The organism is Planococcus donghaensis (assembly GCF_001687665.2).
GTDB classification, from domain to species: Bacteria; Bacillota; Bacilli; order Bacillales_A; family Planococcaceae; genus Planococcus; species Planococcus donghaensis.
Genome location: NZ_CP016543.2, coordinates 750,296 through 764,721 on the forward strand (window position 1 = coordinate 750,296; position 14,426 = coordinate 764,721).

12 protein-coding genes and 1 riboswitch are annotated in these 14,426 nt (G+C 39.8%); of the genes, 6 read left to right on the top strand and 6 right to left on the bottom strand.

The window, feature by feature from the left end; translation table 11 throughout:
- Positions 1–219: 219 nt before the first annotated feature.
- The 3 genes from BCM40_RS03760 to BCM40_RS03770 form a co-directional block, all read right to left on the bottom strand.
- Entirely contained in the window at positions 220–1,584 is a 1,365-nt protein-coding gene (locus tag BCM40_RS03760) for a YjiH family protein (RefSeq protein ID WP_065527083.1), read from the bottom strand.
- On the bottom strand, positions 1,581–2,912 hold the full coding sequence (locus BCM40_RS03765; protein ID WP_065527082.1) for a sigma 54-interacting transcriptional regulator: 1,332 nt from the start codon (positions 2,910–2,912) through the stop codon (positions 1,581–1,583). The genes BCM40_RS03760 and BCM40_RS03765 overlap by 4 nt, the downstream gene beginning before the upstream one ends.
- Before the next feature lie 315 nt (positions 2,913–3,227).
- Complete coding sequence (locus tag BCM40_RS03770; protein ID WP_238323752.1) at positions 3,228–4,307, bottom strand: S-layer homology domain-containing protein; 1,080 nt, start codon at positions 4,305–4,307, stop codon at positions 3,228–3,230.
- Between the two features lie 228 nt (positions 4,308–4,535).
- On the opposite strand from BCM40_RS03770, the gene BCM40_RS03775 reads away from it, so the two are divergent.
- Together BCM40_RS03775 and BCM40_RS03780 are read left to right on the top strand one after the other, a co-directional pair.
- On the top strand, positions 4,536–5,495 hold the full coding sequence (locus tag BCM40_RS03775) for an Abi family protein (protein ID WP_238323753.1): 960 nt from the start codon (positions 4,536–4,538) through the stop codon (positions 5,493–5,495).
- Between the two features lie 33 nt (positions 5,496–5,528).
- Complete coding sequence (locus BCM40_RS03780; protein ID WP_065527079.1) at positions 5,529–6,068, top strand: DUF1697 domain-containing protein; 540 nt, start codon at positions 5,529–5,531, stop codon at positions 6,066–6,068.
- A 37-nt stretch (positions 6,069–6,105) separates the two neighbouring features.
- Here BCM40_RS03780 and mug read toward each other — a convergent pair whose 3' ends face one another.
- Both mug and BCM40_RS03790 read right to left on the bottom strand, forming a co-directional pair.
- On the bottom strand, positions 6,106–6,612 hold the full coding sequence (gene mug, locus BCM40_RS03785; protein WP_065527078.1) for a G/U mismatch-specific DNA glycosylase: 507 nt from the start codon (positions 6,610–6,612) through the stop codon (positions 6,106–6,108).
- 15 nt (positions 6,613–6,627) lie between these two features.
- Positions 6,628–6,834 carry a TM2 domain-containing protein gene (locus BCM40_RS03790; protein WP_008429331.1) on the bottom strand — a complete coding sequence of 69 codons (207 nt, stop codon included), beginning with the start codon at positions 6,832–6,834 and terminating at the stop codon, positions 6,628–6,630.
- A 496-nt stretch (positions 6,835–7,330) separates the two neighbouring features.
- On the opposite strand from BCM40_RS03790, the gene BCM40_RS03795 reads away from it, so the two are divergent.
- Both BCM40_RS03795 and BCM40_RS03800 read left to right on the top strand, forming a co-directional pair.
- Positions 7,331–8,944 carry a glycoside hydrolase family 13 protein gene (locus BCM40_RS03795; protein WP_065527077.1) on the top strand — a complete coding sequence of 538 codons (1,614 nt, stop codon included), beginning with the start codon at positions 7,331–7,333 and terminating at the stop codon, positions 8,942–8,944.
- 606 nt (positions 8,945–9,550) lie between these two features.
- A riboswitch (purine riboswitch) is annotated at positions 9,551–9,653 on the top strand.
- Positions 9,654–9,761: 108 nt separating this feature from the next.
- Positions 9,762–10,661 (top strand): 5'-methylthioadenosine/S-adenosylhomocysteine nucleosidase, encoded by a 900-nt coding sequence (locus tag BCM40_RS03800; RefSeq protein ID WP_156851253.1) that lies wholly within the window; start codon positions 9,762–9,764, stop codon positions 10,659–10,661.
- A gap of 42 nt (positions 10,662–10,703) precedes the next feature.
- On the opposite strand, the gene BCM40_RS03805 is transcribed toward BCM40_RS03800, so the two are convergent.
- Positions 10,704–11,189 (bottom strand): BsuPI-related putative proteinase inhibitor, encoded by a 486-nt coding sequence (locus BCM40_RS03805; RefSeq protein ID WP_065527076.1) that lies wholly within the window; start codon positions 11,187–11,189, stop codon positions 10,704–10,706.
- 200 nt (positions 11,190–11,389) lie between these two features.
- On the opposite strand from BCM40_RS03805, the gene BCM40_RS03810 reads away from it, so the two are divergent.
- On the top strand, positions 11,390–12,604 hold the full coding sequence (locus BCM40_RS03810) for an aminotransferase-like domain-containing protein (RefSeq protein ID WP_065527075.1): 1,215 nt from the start codon (positions 11,390–11,392) through the stop codon (positions 12,602–12,604).
- Between the two features lie 255 nt (positions 12,605–12,859).
- Positions 12,860–14,416 (top strand): class I adenylate-forming enzyme family protein, encoded by a 1,557-nt coding sequence (locus BCM40_RS03815; protein ID WP_065527074.1) that lies wholly within the window; start codon positions 12,860–12,862, stop codon positions 14,414–14,416.
- The last annotated feature ends 10 nt before the right edge of the window (positions 14,417–14,426 follow it).

Sequence of the window (14,426 nt, forward strand, 5' to 3'; positions counted from 1 at the left end):
AGGTAAAAGAAGGAGGAATTACTATGGAAACCACCTTTGGTTTTGTGCCTATGCTTGTCATCTCGGCCATCATGATCGTGCTCATCATGTCCTATTTCTTCTTCCATCGTTGGGCAAAATGAGTACAAACAGTAAATCCGCATGCTGGCATGCGGATTTTTTCATGAGTGAAAACGTAAAAAAATCCACATCCGGTTTAATGGATGTGGATTTTCTTATTTATACAAATAGGTGAGCAAATAACACAAGAATTGGCAATGTGATAACTGTACGCAATACAAAGATTACAGCCAGTTCCCAGAACTTCACAGGAATGTTTGAACGCAAGATCAAAATACCGATTTCAGACATATAAATAATTTGCGTCAATGATACCCCAGCTAGAACAAAGCGAGTCAATTCGCTTTCAATGCCACCGCCCAGTACGGCTGGCAAGAACATATCTGCAAAACCGACTAGGAAAGTAGGTGCTGCTTCAGCTGCTTCCGGTAATCCGAACATTGTGAGCACTGGAATTAATGGGTAAGAAATAATTTTGAAAAGTGGTGTGTATTCTGCCACGATCAAAGCAACTGTACCAAGTGCAAAAACGAGCGGGATTAGTGCCAACCAAATATCAAGAACCGTTTCGATTCCCATTTTCGCCAGTTTTTTCGGGCTTGCCGCACTGCTTGCTTTGCGACGAGCTTCGTCAAATCCCCATTGGAATAGTGACGCGTCTTCAGGAATCGTATCGTCAACTTGTTTACCAACTGGCGCATAGTAGTCATCTTTTTTACGAGACAATGGTGGAATGCGTGGCATAATAATTGCTGCCACTAAACAAGCAACTGATACGGCCACATAGAAGGGAAGGAACAAATGACCAATACCGACGACATTTGCTACAACTAAACTAAACGCAACAGAGGCAATCGAAAACGTCGTTGCAATAACAGAAGCTTCACGTCCAGAGTAGTTTCCTTCATCGTATTGTTTCATCGTAACTAAAACACCAACAGGTGCAGCACCCATCCATGATGCCATTGCATCGATAGAAGAACGACCAGGTAAAGTAAAGACAGGACGCATGAACTTATTGAGTAAAGTTCCGACAAATTCCATTAAGCCGAATTCAACAAGCAGTGGCAATAAAATTCCTGCAAACAAGAACCAAGTTAGTAGGACAGGAGCCAAATCATAAAGAACAACGCCTCCAGTATTGCGTGAAGCAATTGCTTCAGGTCCAATTTCATAAAAAGCCATGATGCCAAATGCAAAAGCTAGAATCCGGACGATTAAACCGAAAGGTCCGTTAATGAATGTAGCGCGTAAAAATGTGGAATTCTGGACAAAAGCTGGCTTTAGAGCTGTTGCGGTGATGCTCGCAATGGCTGAGAAACCAAGCAAGATAATGATAAATGCAGGAATCGCGTCACCGAACGTTGTTAACAAGAAAGATGCCAAAATGCCGACACCGATTGTTATTTGTCCGTTATAAGGAATCGGACATAAGAAGAGCAGTGCGCCAATAATGGAAGGTATTAAAAACTTCCACGTATCAATGGATTCGATCGTCTTTTTTTCGCTTTGTAACAAAGTCATATAATTTCCCCCCCGATAGGTGTGTGTGTATATTTTTTTAATTTGCGGACAACGGATGGTTGACTAATACCTAGAATATGCGCCATTTCAGTTGTTGTCCGGTAGCGCTTTTGTGCGTTCAGTACGACTTTCTTTTCAACTGACTCCAAAATATGAGGAAGTGTTTGACCATGAAGTTCAAAGCCAATGCGTTCGTCTTGATCAGGTTGATAAGCGATCGGCAGGTCATCGAGTGTGATGAGTTCAGATTCACTTTCGATAAAGCTACGTTCTAACACGTTGCCCAACTCTCGGAAATTCCCTTTCCACGGCAACTGCAATAAATGAAAATACAAATCGTCGGAAATTGATTTTTGTTGGGTGTACTTTTGATTTAGTTCTTCTACTCCGCGGCTAATGGTTTGATCTAAATCGTCGGGTCTTTCTCTTAACGGAAATAATTTAATTGAAGCCAAATGTAGGTAGTAAAACAAATCTTCACGGAAATTCCCGTCAGTAACAGCTTGTTCAAGCGATGTAGTGCTAATAGCGATTACACGTGCAGTGTGTGGTTGTTGCAAAATTTTGAGCAGGGAGATTTGTGAAGCAGGTGATAGGTGGTCAATTTCATTTAGTACGAGCGTGCCGTTAGCGGCTAGGTTCATATAGCCTTCGGCGTTTAACCCTGTAAAGCTGATTTCAAAGACTGATTCGGGAATTGCACTGCAATTGACCTCGATAAAAGCGGCATGTTGTCGACTACTTTGTGAGTGAATAAACTTTGCTAAGGCCGTTTTACCAGTGCCTGGTTCGCCGCATATGACTACAGGAACTTCGAGTTGAGCCATCTTGATGGCTGTTTGAAGTGCGCGACTAGATGAAGGACTTTCCATTACGCATCCTTCAATGTGAAGTTGTTGATTGCGAAGATGGGCAAGTTCTCCTTTAACTTTAGACATTTCCGACTCTAAATTTACTAAGTAGTCTTTCATGACCATTAACTGGGACATGTCATAAGAGTAACTAACGACAAAATCTACTTCACCGCTATCGTTGAAAAGAGGGATGCCCGTGATCAACGCTTTTTTTCCAGAGGGCGTGTTTTGTCTGATGACCACTTTTTTCTTTTGTTTCAATACGAGAGGAGTGATGGCAGGAGAAAAAATTCCTGCTGCTTCTAAGTCGTAAACAGATTTACCAAGTAAATCTTCAGCCGCCACACCGTAAGCGTCTCCACTGCACGGAGAGGCTTTAATAATGCGACCTTCTTTAGTAGTTACAATAATGTCTTCATCGTACGTTTCAATAATTTCCTCATTAGTATTGGGAAGCAGAAATAATGTATTCATTACTGACCTCCTTTATTCATTCTTGTATAGACTATACATTATTGAATAATCAAATTACAAGGTTTATTTATATTATTTTTAAATAACTTTAATAAGTAATTGGATTTAAAGCGGATGCTTAAGTGGAAAAAAAGTCGCTGAATTAAGAGAGGGTCTAATTCTTATAAGTTAATAAGTATTTTTATAAATATTAAGCTGAGTTTTGTGAATTGAAAAGAGAGAGGAGACTGCTGGTTTTATAGGGGAATAAAAATAAACTACCACCCGAAATCAGATGAGCTGATTTCGGAGTGATAGCTTATTATAAAGAGAATTTCATTCAACAGCTTTCAATTCTTTTGCGATAGTTCCGTCCAATTCTACCGATTTTACTTCTCCGTAGCCTTCAACCATATAATAAACATGTCCTTTTTCTGAAAAACTTGGGTTGGCGGGCACAGTAACTTCTACGGCATTTGTAAATGTTTGATAGGGTGTTTGAACAGTTACTTTCGTTTTTGTAATGACACGAGGAGCCGAATACTCAGTATCCGTATACCAGGATTGTCCGACTTTCACTGGATAAATCAATTCCATATATGCCTCTGAATAAGGCATGCCAAATGTATATGCTTCATGCGTTTCGAATTCCAAAGTGTCTGTTACTAATGAGCCATCCTCTTGATAGATACTCCAAACAAAACCCATTTCTAATCCGTAGCGTGTAGGCACGTAATTGTAGACATGGCGTTCTGTTCCGTATTCTGTATTGTAAATATAAGATTTAGTTTTGTCTCGTAAATAAGAATGTGAAATGGTTGCATCGTTCTTAAATTTGGCTTCCAGGCCACGTGCTAAAAATGCAGAAAACTGTCCACGGGTTACCTTTTCGGTGGGACGAAACGTTTTGTCCGGATAACCAATGGTGATATTTGCTGCTAGAATTTGTTGGATCGGTTCATAGACAGGCATATTCGGCGAGATATCTGTAAAGCTGACACCTGCACGAAACGGTACAATAAACAGACGCGACAAGATAAATGCCATTTCTGCTCTCGTAATCGTATTGTTTGGACGGTAAGTGCCGTCTGGATAACCAGTGATTAACTTTGCTGTTGCAGCGGCTGCGATATATCCACTTGCTTGATGAGAAGCGGGAACATCTGAAAAATTTGTCGCGCGCTGTTTACTATCAAATCCTTTTAAACGGCCAATCATGATAACTGCTTCTGCACGAGTAACGCCTACATCAGGGCGCATCGTGCCATCGGGGTATCCTCTCACTACATCGCGGTTAATGAGATAATTGATTTCGTCGTAAAACGGATGAGCTTTTGGTAAATCTGAAGCTGCGGCAATAGGAAATGCTAATGACAAAGTTAAGAGAAAACAGATGGTGATTAAAAAAGTTTTCAACATGCTCACTCCTTCAAGTGCGATTCACCGTCTTTAGCAACGAAGGTTGTTTTTCACTAGAGTGGCAGCAGCGACTTTTCTTTACTGCACACATACCCATTTTTTTAGGGAACTAACAAGGAAGGTTAAAGAAAGAAGCATTCAAAAATCATAACTTTTATCTAGAGATAAGTATTTATAAAAAACGCTGCTTCACTTACAGTTAGTAATAAGAAGAATTTGCAAAGGATGAGAGATGTGAAGGATTTTGTTACTCACGAGGAGCAGCTAGAAATACTCGAAAAGCGCGGTTTGAAAATAGCGGATAAAGCTGCCGCAAAACGGATTTTGTCGCGTGAGAATTATTACGCTTTGATCGATGGCTATAAAGAACCTTTTCTTGAGCATGATATAGAACTTAACCCGTACGGTTTAGAACGTTATCAAGAAGAAACCGACTTTAGTCACATCTATGCATTGCATCGTTTTGATCGAAATTTACGGATGTTAGTATTGAATGAACTGCTAAAATTCGAAAAAAACATTAAGTCAAAATTAGCTTACCGCTTTTCTGAGAAATTCAAGGAGGCTGGGAGCTTTTTAGAGCCTCATAATTACAGTGAAGACAAGCAGCATCATCATGAACGAGATCGTATCATCTCAACGCTCGCCAACTTAATCAAAAGCCATAAAAAACGTGACAAAGTGAGATATCCAGCCATTCGAGAATTTTACGATAAGCATAAAGATGTTCCCCTTTGGGTCTTGGTCAACTTTTTATCGCTTGGGCAGATTACTCATTTTTATGCTGTGATCGATGAAAAACTCCGTGAACGAATTGCCAGTGATTTTGCTGAGGAATACAGCGAACAATACGAGATGATGACTTTAAAGACGAGTGAGTTAGATGCTATTTTGCGTATCGTTTTCCCGTATCGCAATAAATCGGCGCATGAAGAAGTGCTTTATCGTTATCACCTGACACATCCAGTAGACCTAGATGCGTTAGAGACGCGATTAGAAATAGACAAAGGGAGCTTGAGTGGGGCAACGATTTTTTCTCTCCTTTCTTTAGTGAAACTGACATCGACAAAAACAGATTATGACCGATTTTCATTAGAATTAGAACGGTTGATTAAGGAACTTGAAGAAACCATTCAAAAACAGCCATTTACAAAAATTATGAAAGATGCTGGTTTTAAAAGATGACGAGAAAATCGGCTAGTCAGGAAGGTGACGTAAATGAAGTATGTGGCATTGTTGCGAGGGATCAACGTAGGTGGAAAAAACAAAGTAGAAATGAAAAAATTAAAACAAGTTTTTGAAGAAGCAGGCATGACGCAAGTTACTACGTATATCAATTCTGGAAATGTCGTTTTTGTTTCAACAATCGATTCTAAAGAAGCTGTAGCGAGTATAGTAGAAAAAGCAATTCTTAGTTATTTTGATTTGCAGATTCATGTACTGATCTATAGTTCAGCGGAGTTTCTAGAAATTGCTCAATCAGTTCCGGAGCATTGGACAAACGATCAAAACATGAAAAGCGATGTATTGTTTTTATGGCAAGATGTTGACGATGCATCGGTAGTAAATCAACTATCCATTAAACCTGACATTGACGGTGTCCTATACGTAGCTGGCGCAATTCTTTGGTCAGTTGATAAAGACCTGGTGACAAAGAGTGGGTTAAGCAAAATCGTAGGAACGGCTCTTTACCGGCGCATAACGGTCCGTAATGTAAATACGGTGAGAAAACTTGCGGCGTTATTAGAACATATATAAAAATCCCGAACTCTTTTTAAATAGAGGTCGGGATTTTTTAACGATAGTTATTCAAGCCGCTGTAAATTTCAACAATGTCATAAAATTTCATACGTACTAAACCGCTCGAGGAAGGGGCGACGTATTCGATAACACCTGGAATAACGGGTTCTTGTTGGATGCCCCATGATACGGATTTTCTTTTACTAAATTGCTGATACACACCTTTGCCCACAAAACAAACAGTTTTTGGACGATACTGCCTGATTTTTTCTTTCAACATCTCAGCACCTTTTACGTATTCGTCTTTGGAAATTTCCGCTGCTTCTTTAGTTGGGCGTGCCACGATATTTGTTAAACCAAACCCCAGCTTTAGCAGTTCACGATTTTCTTCAGGTCGGTATTTTCGTGGAGTTAATCCAGCTTCATAGAGAATTTTCCAAAACCGGTTGTTTGGATTAGCGTAATGAAAACCGGTTTCAGAAGAACGGATGCTCGGATTAAATCCAACAAACAAGATGTTCAAGTCTTTTTGCAAATGATCAGGAATCGGCTCTAGTTGCAAAGTAAAAAGCCTCCTTTAGCGTCTGCCGTGTTTTTCTTGAAAGCTTTCTTCAGATTGCAGAAGATATAAAATTCCTTCTATCAATCCGATAACTGCAGGGATCCCTGTCCAAAAGAATAGTAAGTAGAGAATACCCATCCCCGGTTTACCTAAATAAAATTTATGTGCCCCAAAGTCACCAAGGAAAATACCCAATAGCCCAGCTGCTAATTTGCTTTTCATTCTTCATCATCCTTTCGCTTCTATTCTAGTCTATTCCCTCTTTTGCAAAATTTAATGTTAAAAATCGATAATGTTTCACCGCTTCCAAAACACCCATTATTATTTAAGTATCACTAATAATTAACAATGGGAATTATTAGGGAGGGTAATTAGTCATAATTCATGCTTTTAAAAAATGAAACCGTTATCATTTATAAAACTTTAAAATATTAAGAGAATTTAGGTTTTATTGTTGTTATAGCGGTTATACTGGAAGATATTCAAACGGAAGAAGGTGGTCACATCATCTAAAGTCCATAAAATTTTCGGTTTATTGTCTTGGTAATTTTTTGCGATTTCTGCTACACTATCAACTTGAAATTAATTTTCTAAAAAAATGTTGCTGGATGTTGGAATAGATAAAAGTTGAAATAGACACTCGAAGGTTTTCGGATTTAATTTGCTGGTAAGGCGGTTTAATCGGAAGGGTGCCTGGGGTCTTTGTGAGGGATGAGTTATGAGTAGAAAATGGTGGAAAGAAGCAGTTGCCTACCAAGTGTATCCAAGAAGTTTTAAGGATTCGAATAATGATGGTGTGGGCGATATAAATGGTGTGACGAGTAAGTTGGATTATTTGAAAGATCTCGGGATTGACGTAATTTGGATTTGCCCAATGTACAAATCGCCGAATGACGATAATGGTTACGACATCAGTGATTATCAAGATATTATGAATGAGTTTGGAACAATGGAAGATTTTGATCGTTTGCTTGAAGAAGTTCATGCCCGTGGGATGAAGTTGATCATCGACTTGGTAATCAATCATACAAGTGATGAACACCCGTGGTTTATGGAGTCACGCGCTTCAAAAGACAACGACAAACGCGATTGGTATATTTGGAGCGATGAGCCAACCAATTGGGAAAGTATTTTTGGTGGTTCAGCATGGGAGTACGATCAAGAAACCAAACAATATTATTTGCATTTATTTTCTAAAAAGCAACCAGACTTAAATTGGGAAAATCCAGAAGTGCGAAAAGCGTTATACGATATGGTCAATTGGTGGCTCGATAAAGGCATCGATGGATTCCGTGTTGATGCCATTAGCCACATTAAAAAAGAGTTGAGCGATGTGGTGGACCCTGAACAAAACCTATATGTTCCCGCTTGGGAAAAAATGATGAATGTTAAAGGCATTCAGCCATTGCTTGCGGAACTACGCGACGAGACGTTTGCGAAACATGACATCATGACAGTTGGCGAAGCAAATGGCGTTCAAGCAACTGACATTGACGAGTGGATTTCAGAGGACAATGGGAAATTCAATATGGTGTTTCAGTTTGAAAGTATGAGCTTATGGGATACAGATTCGACAACTGGGATCGATGTTCCGAAGTTAAAAGAAGTATTGACCAAATGGCAAAAAGCTGTCGAAGGTCACGGCTGGAACGCGTTATTTGTTGAAAATCATGACAAACCACGTATTGTTTCTTCGTGGGGGAACGATCAACAATATTGGCGGGAAAGCGCGACCGCGATTGCCTGCATGTACTTTTTCATGCAGGGAACACCGTTTATTTATCAAGGACAAGAAATCGGTATGACCAATGCACCGTTTGATGAACTTGAGCATTACAATGATATCCAAACCCATAGCCTTTACCACTTTAATCGTTCAGAAGGCATGGAACATGATGATGTAATGACCATCATCAAAGCGCAAAGTCGTGACCACTCACGAACGCCGATGCAATGGGACGCCAGCCCGAACGCTGGGTTCTCGGATGCGGAACCGTGGATACGCACTAACCCGAATTACGAAGAAATCAATGTAGCAGCGCAACTTCGCGATCCGCATTCGATTCTGTGGTTTTACCGCAAGATGATTTGGCTACGCAAGCAACATGATGTTCTTATTTATGGTAACTATGAACTCCAAGACGTGGGGCACGAATCAATTTATGCTTATACGCGTACGAACGAAGAAAAAACAGTATTGGTTATCACCAATTTGACAGAGTATCCATGTTATTGGGATGAACCGGAATCTGCAAACTGCATATTACAAAATTACCAGCAACTTGATCCGAAACAGCTGCTTCCTTTTGAAGCACGCGTATACGAATTGTGAAAAAAAATCTCCTTGTGCTCTTGAGCACGAGGAGATTTTTTGTGTAAAACGGGCTTAATTTTGTCATTTGCAAACAAACCTCGCTATTGTGCAAACAAACCCTTAGATAGCGCAAATAAAATCTGGTATCCCGCATACAAATGTCATGATTCCGCAAATAAACCCCATCATCTTGCAAACAAACGAAAATCTTGCTTAATAAGTCCTTATGTAATCAAAAAAATCGCATCAAAAAGACAGAAAAAACCCACCTTGCCCGAGGGCAAGATGGGTTTCGATAGTTTGCGGCGTTCCAAGCCACGCTCCACAACGTGTTCCTAAAAGGAGTGCTTGTCCGTCTTATGCAAACGAGCTCATCGCGTAGTTAACAATAGAGCATTTGCTGCGATAAGTCAACTTGTGGAATTCGAGGAGTGACTAACTGTCAATAATTACTCAGAAGAAAAAGCTAGAAAAACAAATGAATTACATGAATAGGGTGAAATTCATTGAAGAAAAGATGTAATAAGAGAATTTTAGGTTTGAAAAACGAACTATTTTATATAGTATATAAATAATTGTTCGTAAATAGGTTGACCGACATTTATCGTTTTGTTATAGTTGCCAAGTGATAAACATTATATCGCTCGTATATATTCGGTAATATGGTCCGAATGTTTCTACCAGGTTCCCTTTAAAGAACCGGACTACGAGCTAGAGTTTTAATGGCTTGGCGTGTGTAGACTCTCCGACTCAATTTATGCTTTGGCTCCAAAGGTCCGACCGGTAGAAGCGGTTCCCATTGCCGAATCGAGCATACATCTAGGAGGAAATTCACATGACAAAAATGAAGACCGCTATTAGTAAGCAACTGCTAGTATCCATCATGGCCATGCTGGTATTGCTCGTATTGGCAGGATGCAGTTCTGCAACTGAGTCGAGCGAAACAGAAAAAGACAAAGAAGAAACAAAGCGCCCGATTCTTATTCAAGGTCCAATGCCGATTGAAGCTGAAAAGTTCGCGGAGCGTTTGGAAAATGTTGAAATAGAAGAATCAGGATCGACATATGAATTTTACATTGGAACAGTAGACGATTATCCTGTTATTGTTTCAAAAACAGGTAAAGGTATGGAAAACACAGCAGCTGCAACAGCAATCGCGATTGAAAAATACAATCCTGCTGCCATCATCAACCAAGGTACGTCTGGCGGACATGACCCAGCATTGAATGTGTTTGATATCGTCATCGGTGAACGCACAGTTAATATCGGTTCGATGAAAACAGGAGACCGTGCGGAAGGTGAAGGCATTGAAGCAACAGAGTGGAAGCCAATGGACGTTATGGCTTCTGAAGGAAGTGCTGGCGAAGATCCAAATGCTGAAAAAGCGCGTTATTATGATGCAGATCCTGAGCTATTAGCAGCAGCCATTCATGTAAAAGATAGCTATACACAAGGCAAAGTAGTTGAAGGAACAATCGGTTCAGCTGACGTTTGGAATAACGAAGTCGACCGCATTAATTGGTTCCATGAAAACTTTGAAACTTCTGTTGAAGAAATGGAATCAGCGTCATCTGCAATGATTTCAAAAGCATACGATGTGCCGTTTTTAGCAATTCGTATTCTGTCCAACAACAAAACAAACGACGGCGCCTATAATCCCGATACTGCTGCTGCCAATCAAGAATATGTATATGAAGTTGTAAAAGAATATATTGCTGCATTAGAAAGTAAATAAAAAAGCATTCTTACTCTTGGCATAGAGTAAGAATGCTTTTTCCTATTTCACAATATGTTCTGTTGTCACTTTGTACAGATTGCCTTGTCTTGGTGTTAACCACGCAGCCAGTTCATAAGTTCCAGGTTCAAGATCTAGTGGTGGAATTTCCAAGTCGTAACTTAATTGATCTCCGGCACTAACCGTTTCTTCACCTAAGGCTTGTGCATACGTACTAACAGAAGAGAAAAGAAAAGCAACTTCACCACTGTCGTTTGTTAAAGAAAAATCAAAACGTTGACTACTTGTGAATTCGAACGTTTGTGCTTCGTCAGATTCGTTCATTAAACTATAGCGATACGTGTTGTCATTAATTTGTTCAATCATAGGTTGCATGTCAACAACTTCCTCGCCATTTGTTTCGGTTTCTTCAGTCACAGGTGGTTCAGCGTCTTTATCAATTTCATCACTATTTTCAGTTCCACAAGCGGCTAAAAATAAGACAGCCAATAAAACCAAAACAGCTCCGAGCCAGGTTAATTTTTTCATGTGAATTCCTCCTAATGGGTTTAGAAACTAGAAACTTTCTTTCTCATAAGAACGTTAAAGTGCTTGAAAAGTTACAGTGTGCATCCTAGATTCGACTGAATATTTTAAAGACAAACTACACATTGTTAGTTTCACACTGTAGAATAAGACTTATTAGCTTTTGCATTATTCTATCAGTTGGATGAAAGGGGACAATATACATGAAAACAGATTTTCATTTCTCAAAAGAAATTGAAAGAGCTTTTAAAAACGATCCTCCTGGCCAGTGGATGTCGCCACTACCAGCAGGATGCTTGCGTCTAAGTTCGGGCTATCCCGCCCCATCACTTGTTCCTTCTGAGGAAATAAAACTTGCGGTTGCTCGGTTGCTAGATGAAGAGCAAGATTTACCGCTTCATTACATAGGCAGTCCAAGAGTTCCACAGTTAAAAAAATTCCTTCAAGAGCGAATGGCACAACGAGATGTGAAAACTACAACAAATGAGTTACTTATCACGTCTGGTGCTTGTCAGGCGATTGATTTAATCGCGCGTATTCTTTTAGATGAGGAAGCAGTCGTCGCAGTTGAATCACCAACTTATATGGAAGCGCTAGAAATTTTCCGAAACTATACGGATTATTACATGACCATTCCAATTGATGAAAATGGATTGCAAACGGATGTATTAGCTGAAATGTTAGCTGATCGCAGCGCACAAGGGTTACCAATCCCGCGTTTGCTTTATACCATTCCAACTTATCAAAACCCGACTGGGACAACCTTATCACTCGAGCGTCGACAACACGTAATGGAACTTGCTGAACAATATGATTTTTTAGTTTTAGAAGATGATGCATACGGAGAGCTCGGCTTTGAAGAGAGACCACGTCTGCTAAAAGCAATGGATACTCAAAACCGTGTAATTTATGTAGGATCGTTATCAAAAGTTGTAGCACCCGGCATGCGTATTGGCTGGGTGGTGGCAGATAAACGAATTATTGACCCGTTAAGTTGGTTTAAAAAGGACCTGGACCATCCGTTTGATCAGGCAACCATGGCCTCATTTTTGGAAGCGATTGATTTTGATGAGCACCTAACCCGCTTAACTACTACATATAAATCCAAGTGTGCAATGATGTTAGCAGCATTAGAGAAGTTTTTGCCCCCTACAGTTTCATGGTTCGTGCCAAAAGGTGGTTATTTTGTGTGGATCAAAATTCCGGACGTTGATACTTCCCAACTGTTGCAAGCGGCATTTGATACAGGAGTAGCTTTTGTTCCAGGAAAACACTTTTTCTTGAACCAGCAAAAAGGACTTGAGTACTTAAGACTGTCATTTAGTTATGCGAGTGAGGAAGAAATTGTTAAAGGTGTGGAACTGTTAGGACAAGTAGTAGGGGCGTATATTGCACCCACAACTGAAAATATAGAGTGAAAAAATGGATAGGTTGAAGCATTTTAAACCAACGAGACTCGTCAGTGTGTTGATGAGTCTCGTTGGTTTTTTTGTTTTTTCAGTATAAGAATTATATATAATAAGAATTGACTATATTTTCAGAATACTGTAAAGTTAATACTACTATTTGAGAAAATCCGGAGATTTCTAACGGGCGCTCAAGTGCTAGAAGTTTCCAAGACAGGAGGAACCGCTATAGGAGGAACGAAACGATTAGAGAAGGAGGAGCTGAATATGAATATAACAGCAGCACTGAGACAAAATGCGAAACGTTTTCCTGATAAGGTTGCGATCACTTGTGAGGGAAGAGACTATTCCTATCAAGTACTAAACGAAGAAGTAAACCGAATGGCAAATGGATTACTAGAAACAGGTTTACAAAAAGGCGATAAGGTTTCACTGTTTATGAAAAACTCGGACTATAGCGTCTTGGCTTTTTTTGCAGTGTTGAAAGCTGGCGGTGTTGCCGTACCGGTAAATTATCGGTTGAGTGCCGATGAAAGTGGCTATATTTTTGGACAATCGGAAAGTCGATTTATTTTTTGTGATGCAGAATTTGAAAGTGTTATTGCAGAAGGAAAAAGACAAGCAACTTCACTACAACAAGTGATTGTTCATCCTACACCTGAAAATAACGATTATTTGAGTTGGGAAAGTATATTGAGTGAAAGTGCATTAGAGCCATCGGTCAATGTATTAAATACGGATGATGCTGAAATTTTGTATACATCCGGAACGACGGGCAAACCAAAAGGTGCATTGTTTGATCATCAACGTCTTGTCAATGTTAGTGCGTCATTTGTTTTTGGGGTCGGAATTGATGCGGAGGACCGTATTCTACATGCAGTTCCATTGTTTCATTCGGTTCAGTTAAACTTGTATTTACTAACCGGTATCCTGCTTGGAACATCCAATGTCATTTTATCTGAATTTGATCCTGAACAGGTAGTTAAAGCGATTGAGGAATTTCAAGTGTCTGTGTTCTTTGGATTGCCGGATATGTATGAAGCTTTACTTCAAGTACCAAATGCGGAATCGGCTAATTTATCTTCTGTCACTAAATGCATGTATGGGGCAGATCCCATCGATCCAGAACTTGTTAAAAAAGCGATGGTCTTTTTCGGTCATCAGCAATTTTATAACTTGTGCTTATTGACTGAAGGGGGACCAGGAGGCGTCTTTTTACTACCAGAACAACATGAAGCGAAATTGGGGTCAGGTGGTAAACCAATGTACTTCATGGAAGTACGAGTAGTAGACGATGAATTCAAAGATGTCCAACCAGGGCTAATTGGTGAATTTATTATAAAAGGCAATACCGTGATGAAGGAATATTTCAACAAACCGCAAGAAACAGAAGACTCTTTCCGTGATGGATGGCTATTAACTGGAGATTTAGCAACAATCGATGAAGATGGATTTATCTCGCTTGTTGATCGGAAAGCAGATCGCATCATTTCCGCTGGAGAAAATATTTTTTCGATTGAAGTCGAACAAGTTACTACAAATCATCCACAAATAGCGGAAGCGGCCACTGTTGGATTGCCGGAAGAAGAGTGGGGAGAAATTGTTGGCGTCATTATTGTGCCAAAAGAAGGTGAAACTATCGAAGAAGAACAATTGATGGATTATTACTTGGAGCACCTTCCTGGATATAAAATTCCGAGGAAGTATAAAATCGTTGATTCGTTACCGAGAAACGCCTCTGGTAAAATCATGAAATACAAACTACGGGAGCTGCATATTAGTGAATTCGAATGGTTCCGAAAAGTCCCAGAGAGTCGATATTAACTTTGCCTCT

Coding starts and splice junctions, on each gene's coding strand:
- BCM40_RS03765 (WP_065527082.1), bottom strand. CDS start 2,912: ATGAATACATTATTTCTGCTTCCCAATACTAATGAGGAAATTATTGAA.
- BCM40_RS03795 (WP_065527077.1), top strand. CDS start 7,331: ATGAGTAGAAAATGGTGGAAAGAAGCAGTTGCCTACCAAGTGTATCCA.
- BCM40_RS03815 (WP_065527074.1), top strand. CDS start 12,860: ATGAATATAACAGCAGCACTGAGACAAAATGCGAAACGTTTTCCTGAT.
- BCM40_RS03780 (WP_065527079.1), top strand. CDS start 5,529: ATGAAGTATGTGGCATTGTTGCGAGGGATCAACGTAGGTGGAAAAAAC.
- BCM40_RS03790 (WP_008429331.1), bottom strand. CDS start 6,834: ATGAAAAGCAAATTAGCAGCTGGGCTATTGGGTATTTTCCTTGGTGAC.
- BCM40_RS03760 (WP_065527083.1), bottom strand. CDS start 1,584: ATGACTTTGTTACAAAGCGAAAAAAAGACGATCGAATCCATTGATACG.
- BCM40_RS03810 (WP_065527075.1), top strand. CDS start 11,390: ATGAAAACAGATTTTCATTTCTCAAAAGAAATTGAAAGAGCTTTTAAA.
- BCM40_RS03800 (WP_156851253.1), top strand. CDS start 9,762: ATGACAAAAATGAAGACCGCTATTAGTAAGCAACTGCTAGTATCCATC.
- BCM40_RS03775 (WP_238323753.1), top strand. CDS start 4,536: ATGAGAGATGTGAAGGATTTTGTTACTCACGAGGAGCAGCTAGAAATA.
- BCM40_RS03805 (WP_065527076.1), bottom strand. CDS start 11,189: ATGAAAAAATTAACCTGGCTCGGAGCTGTTTTGGTTTTATTGGCTGTC.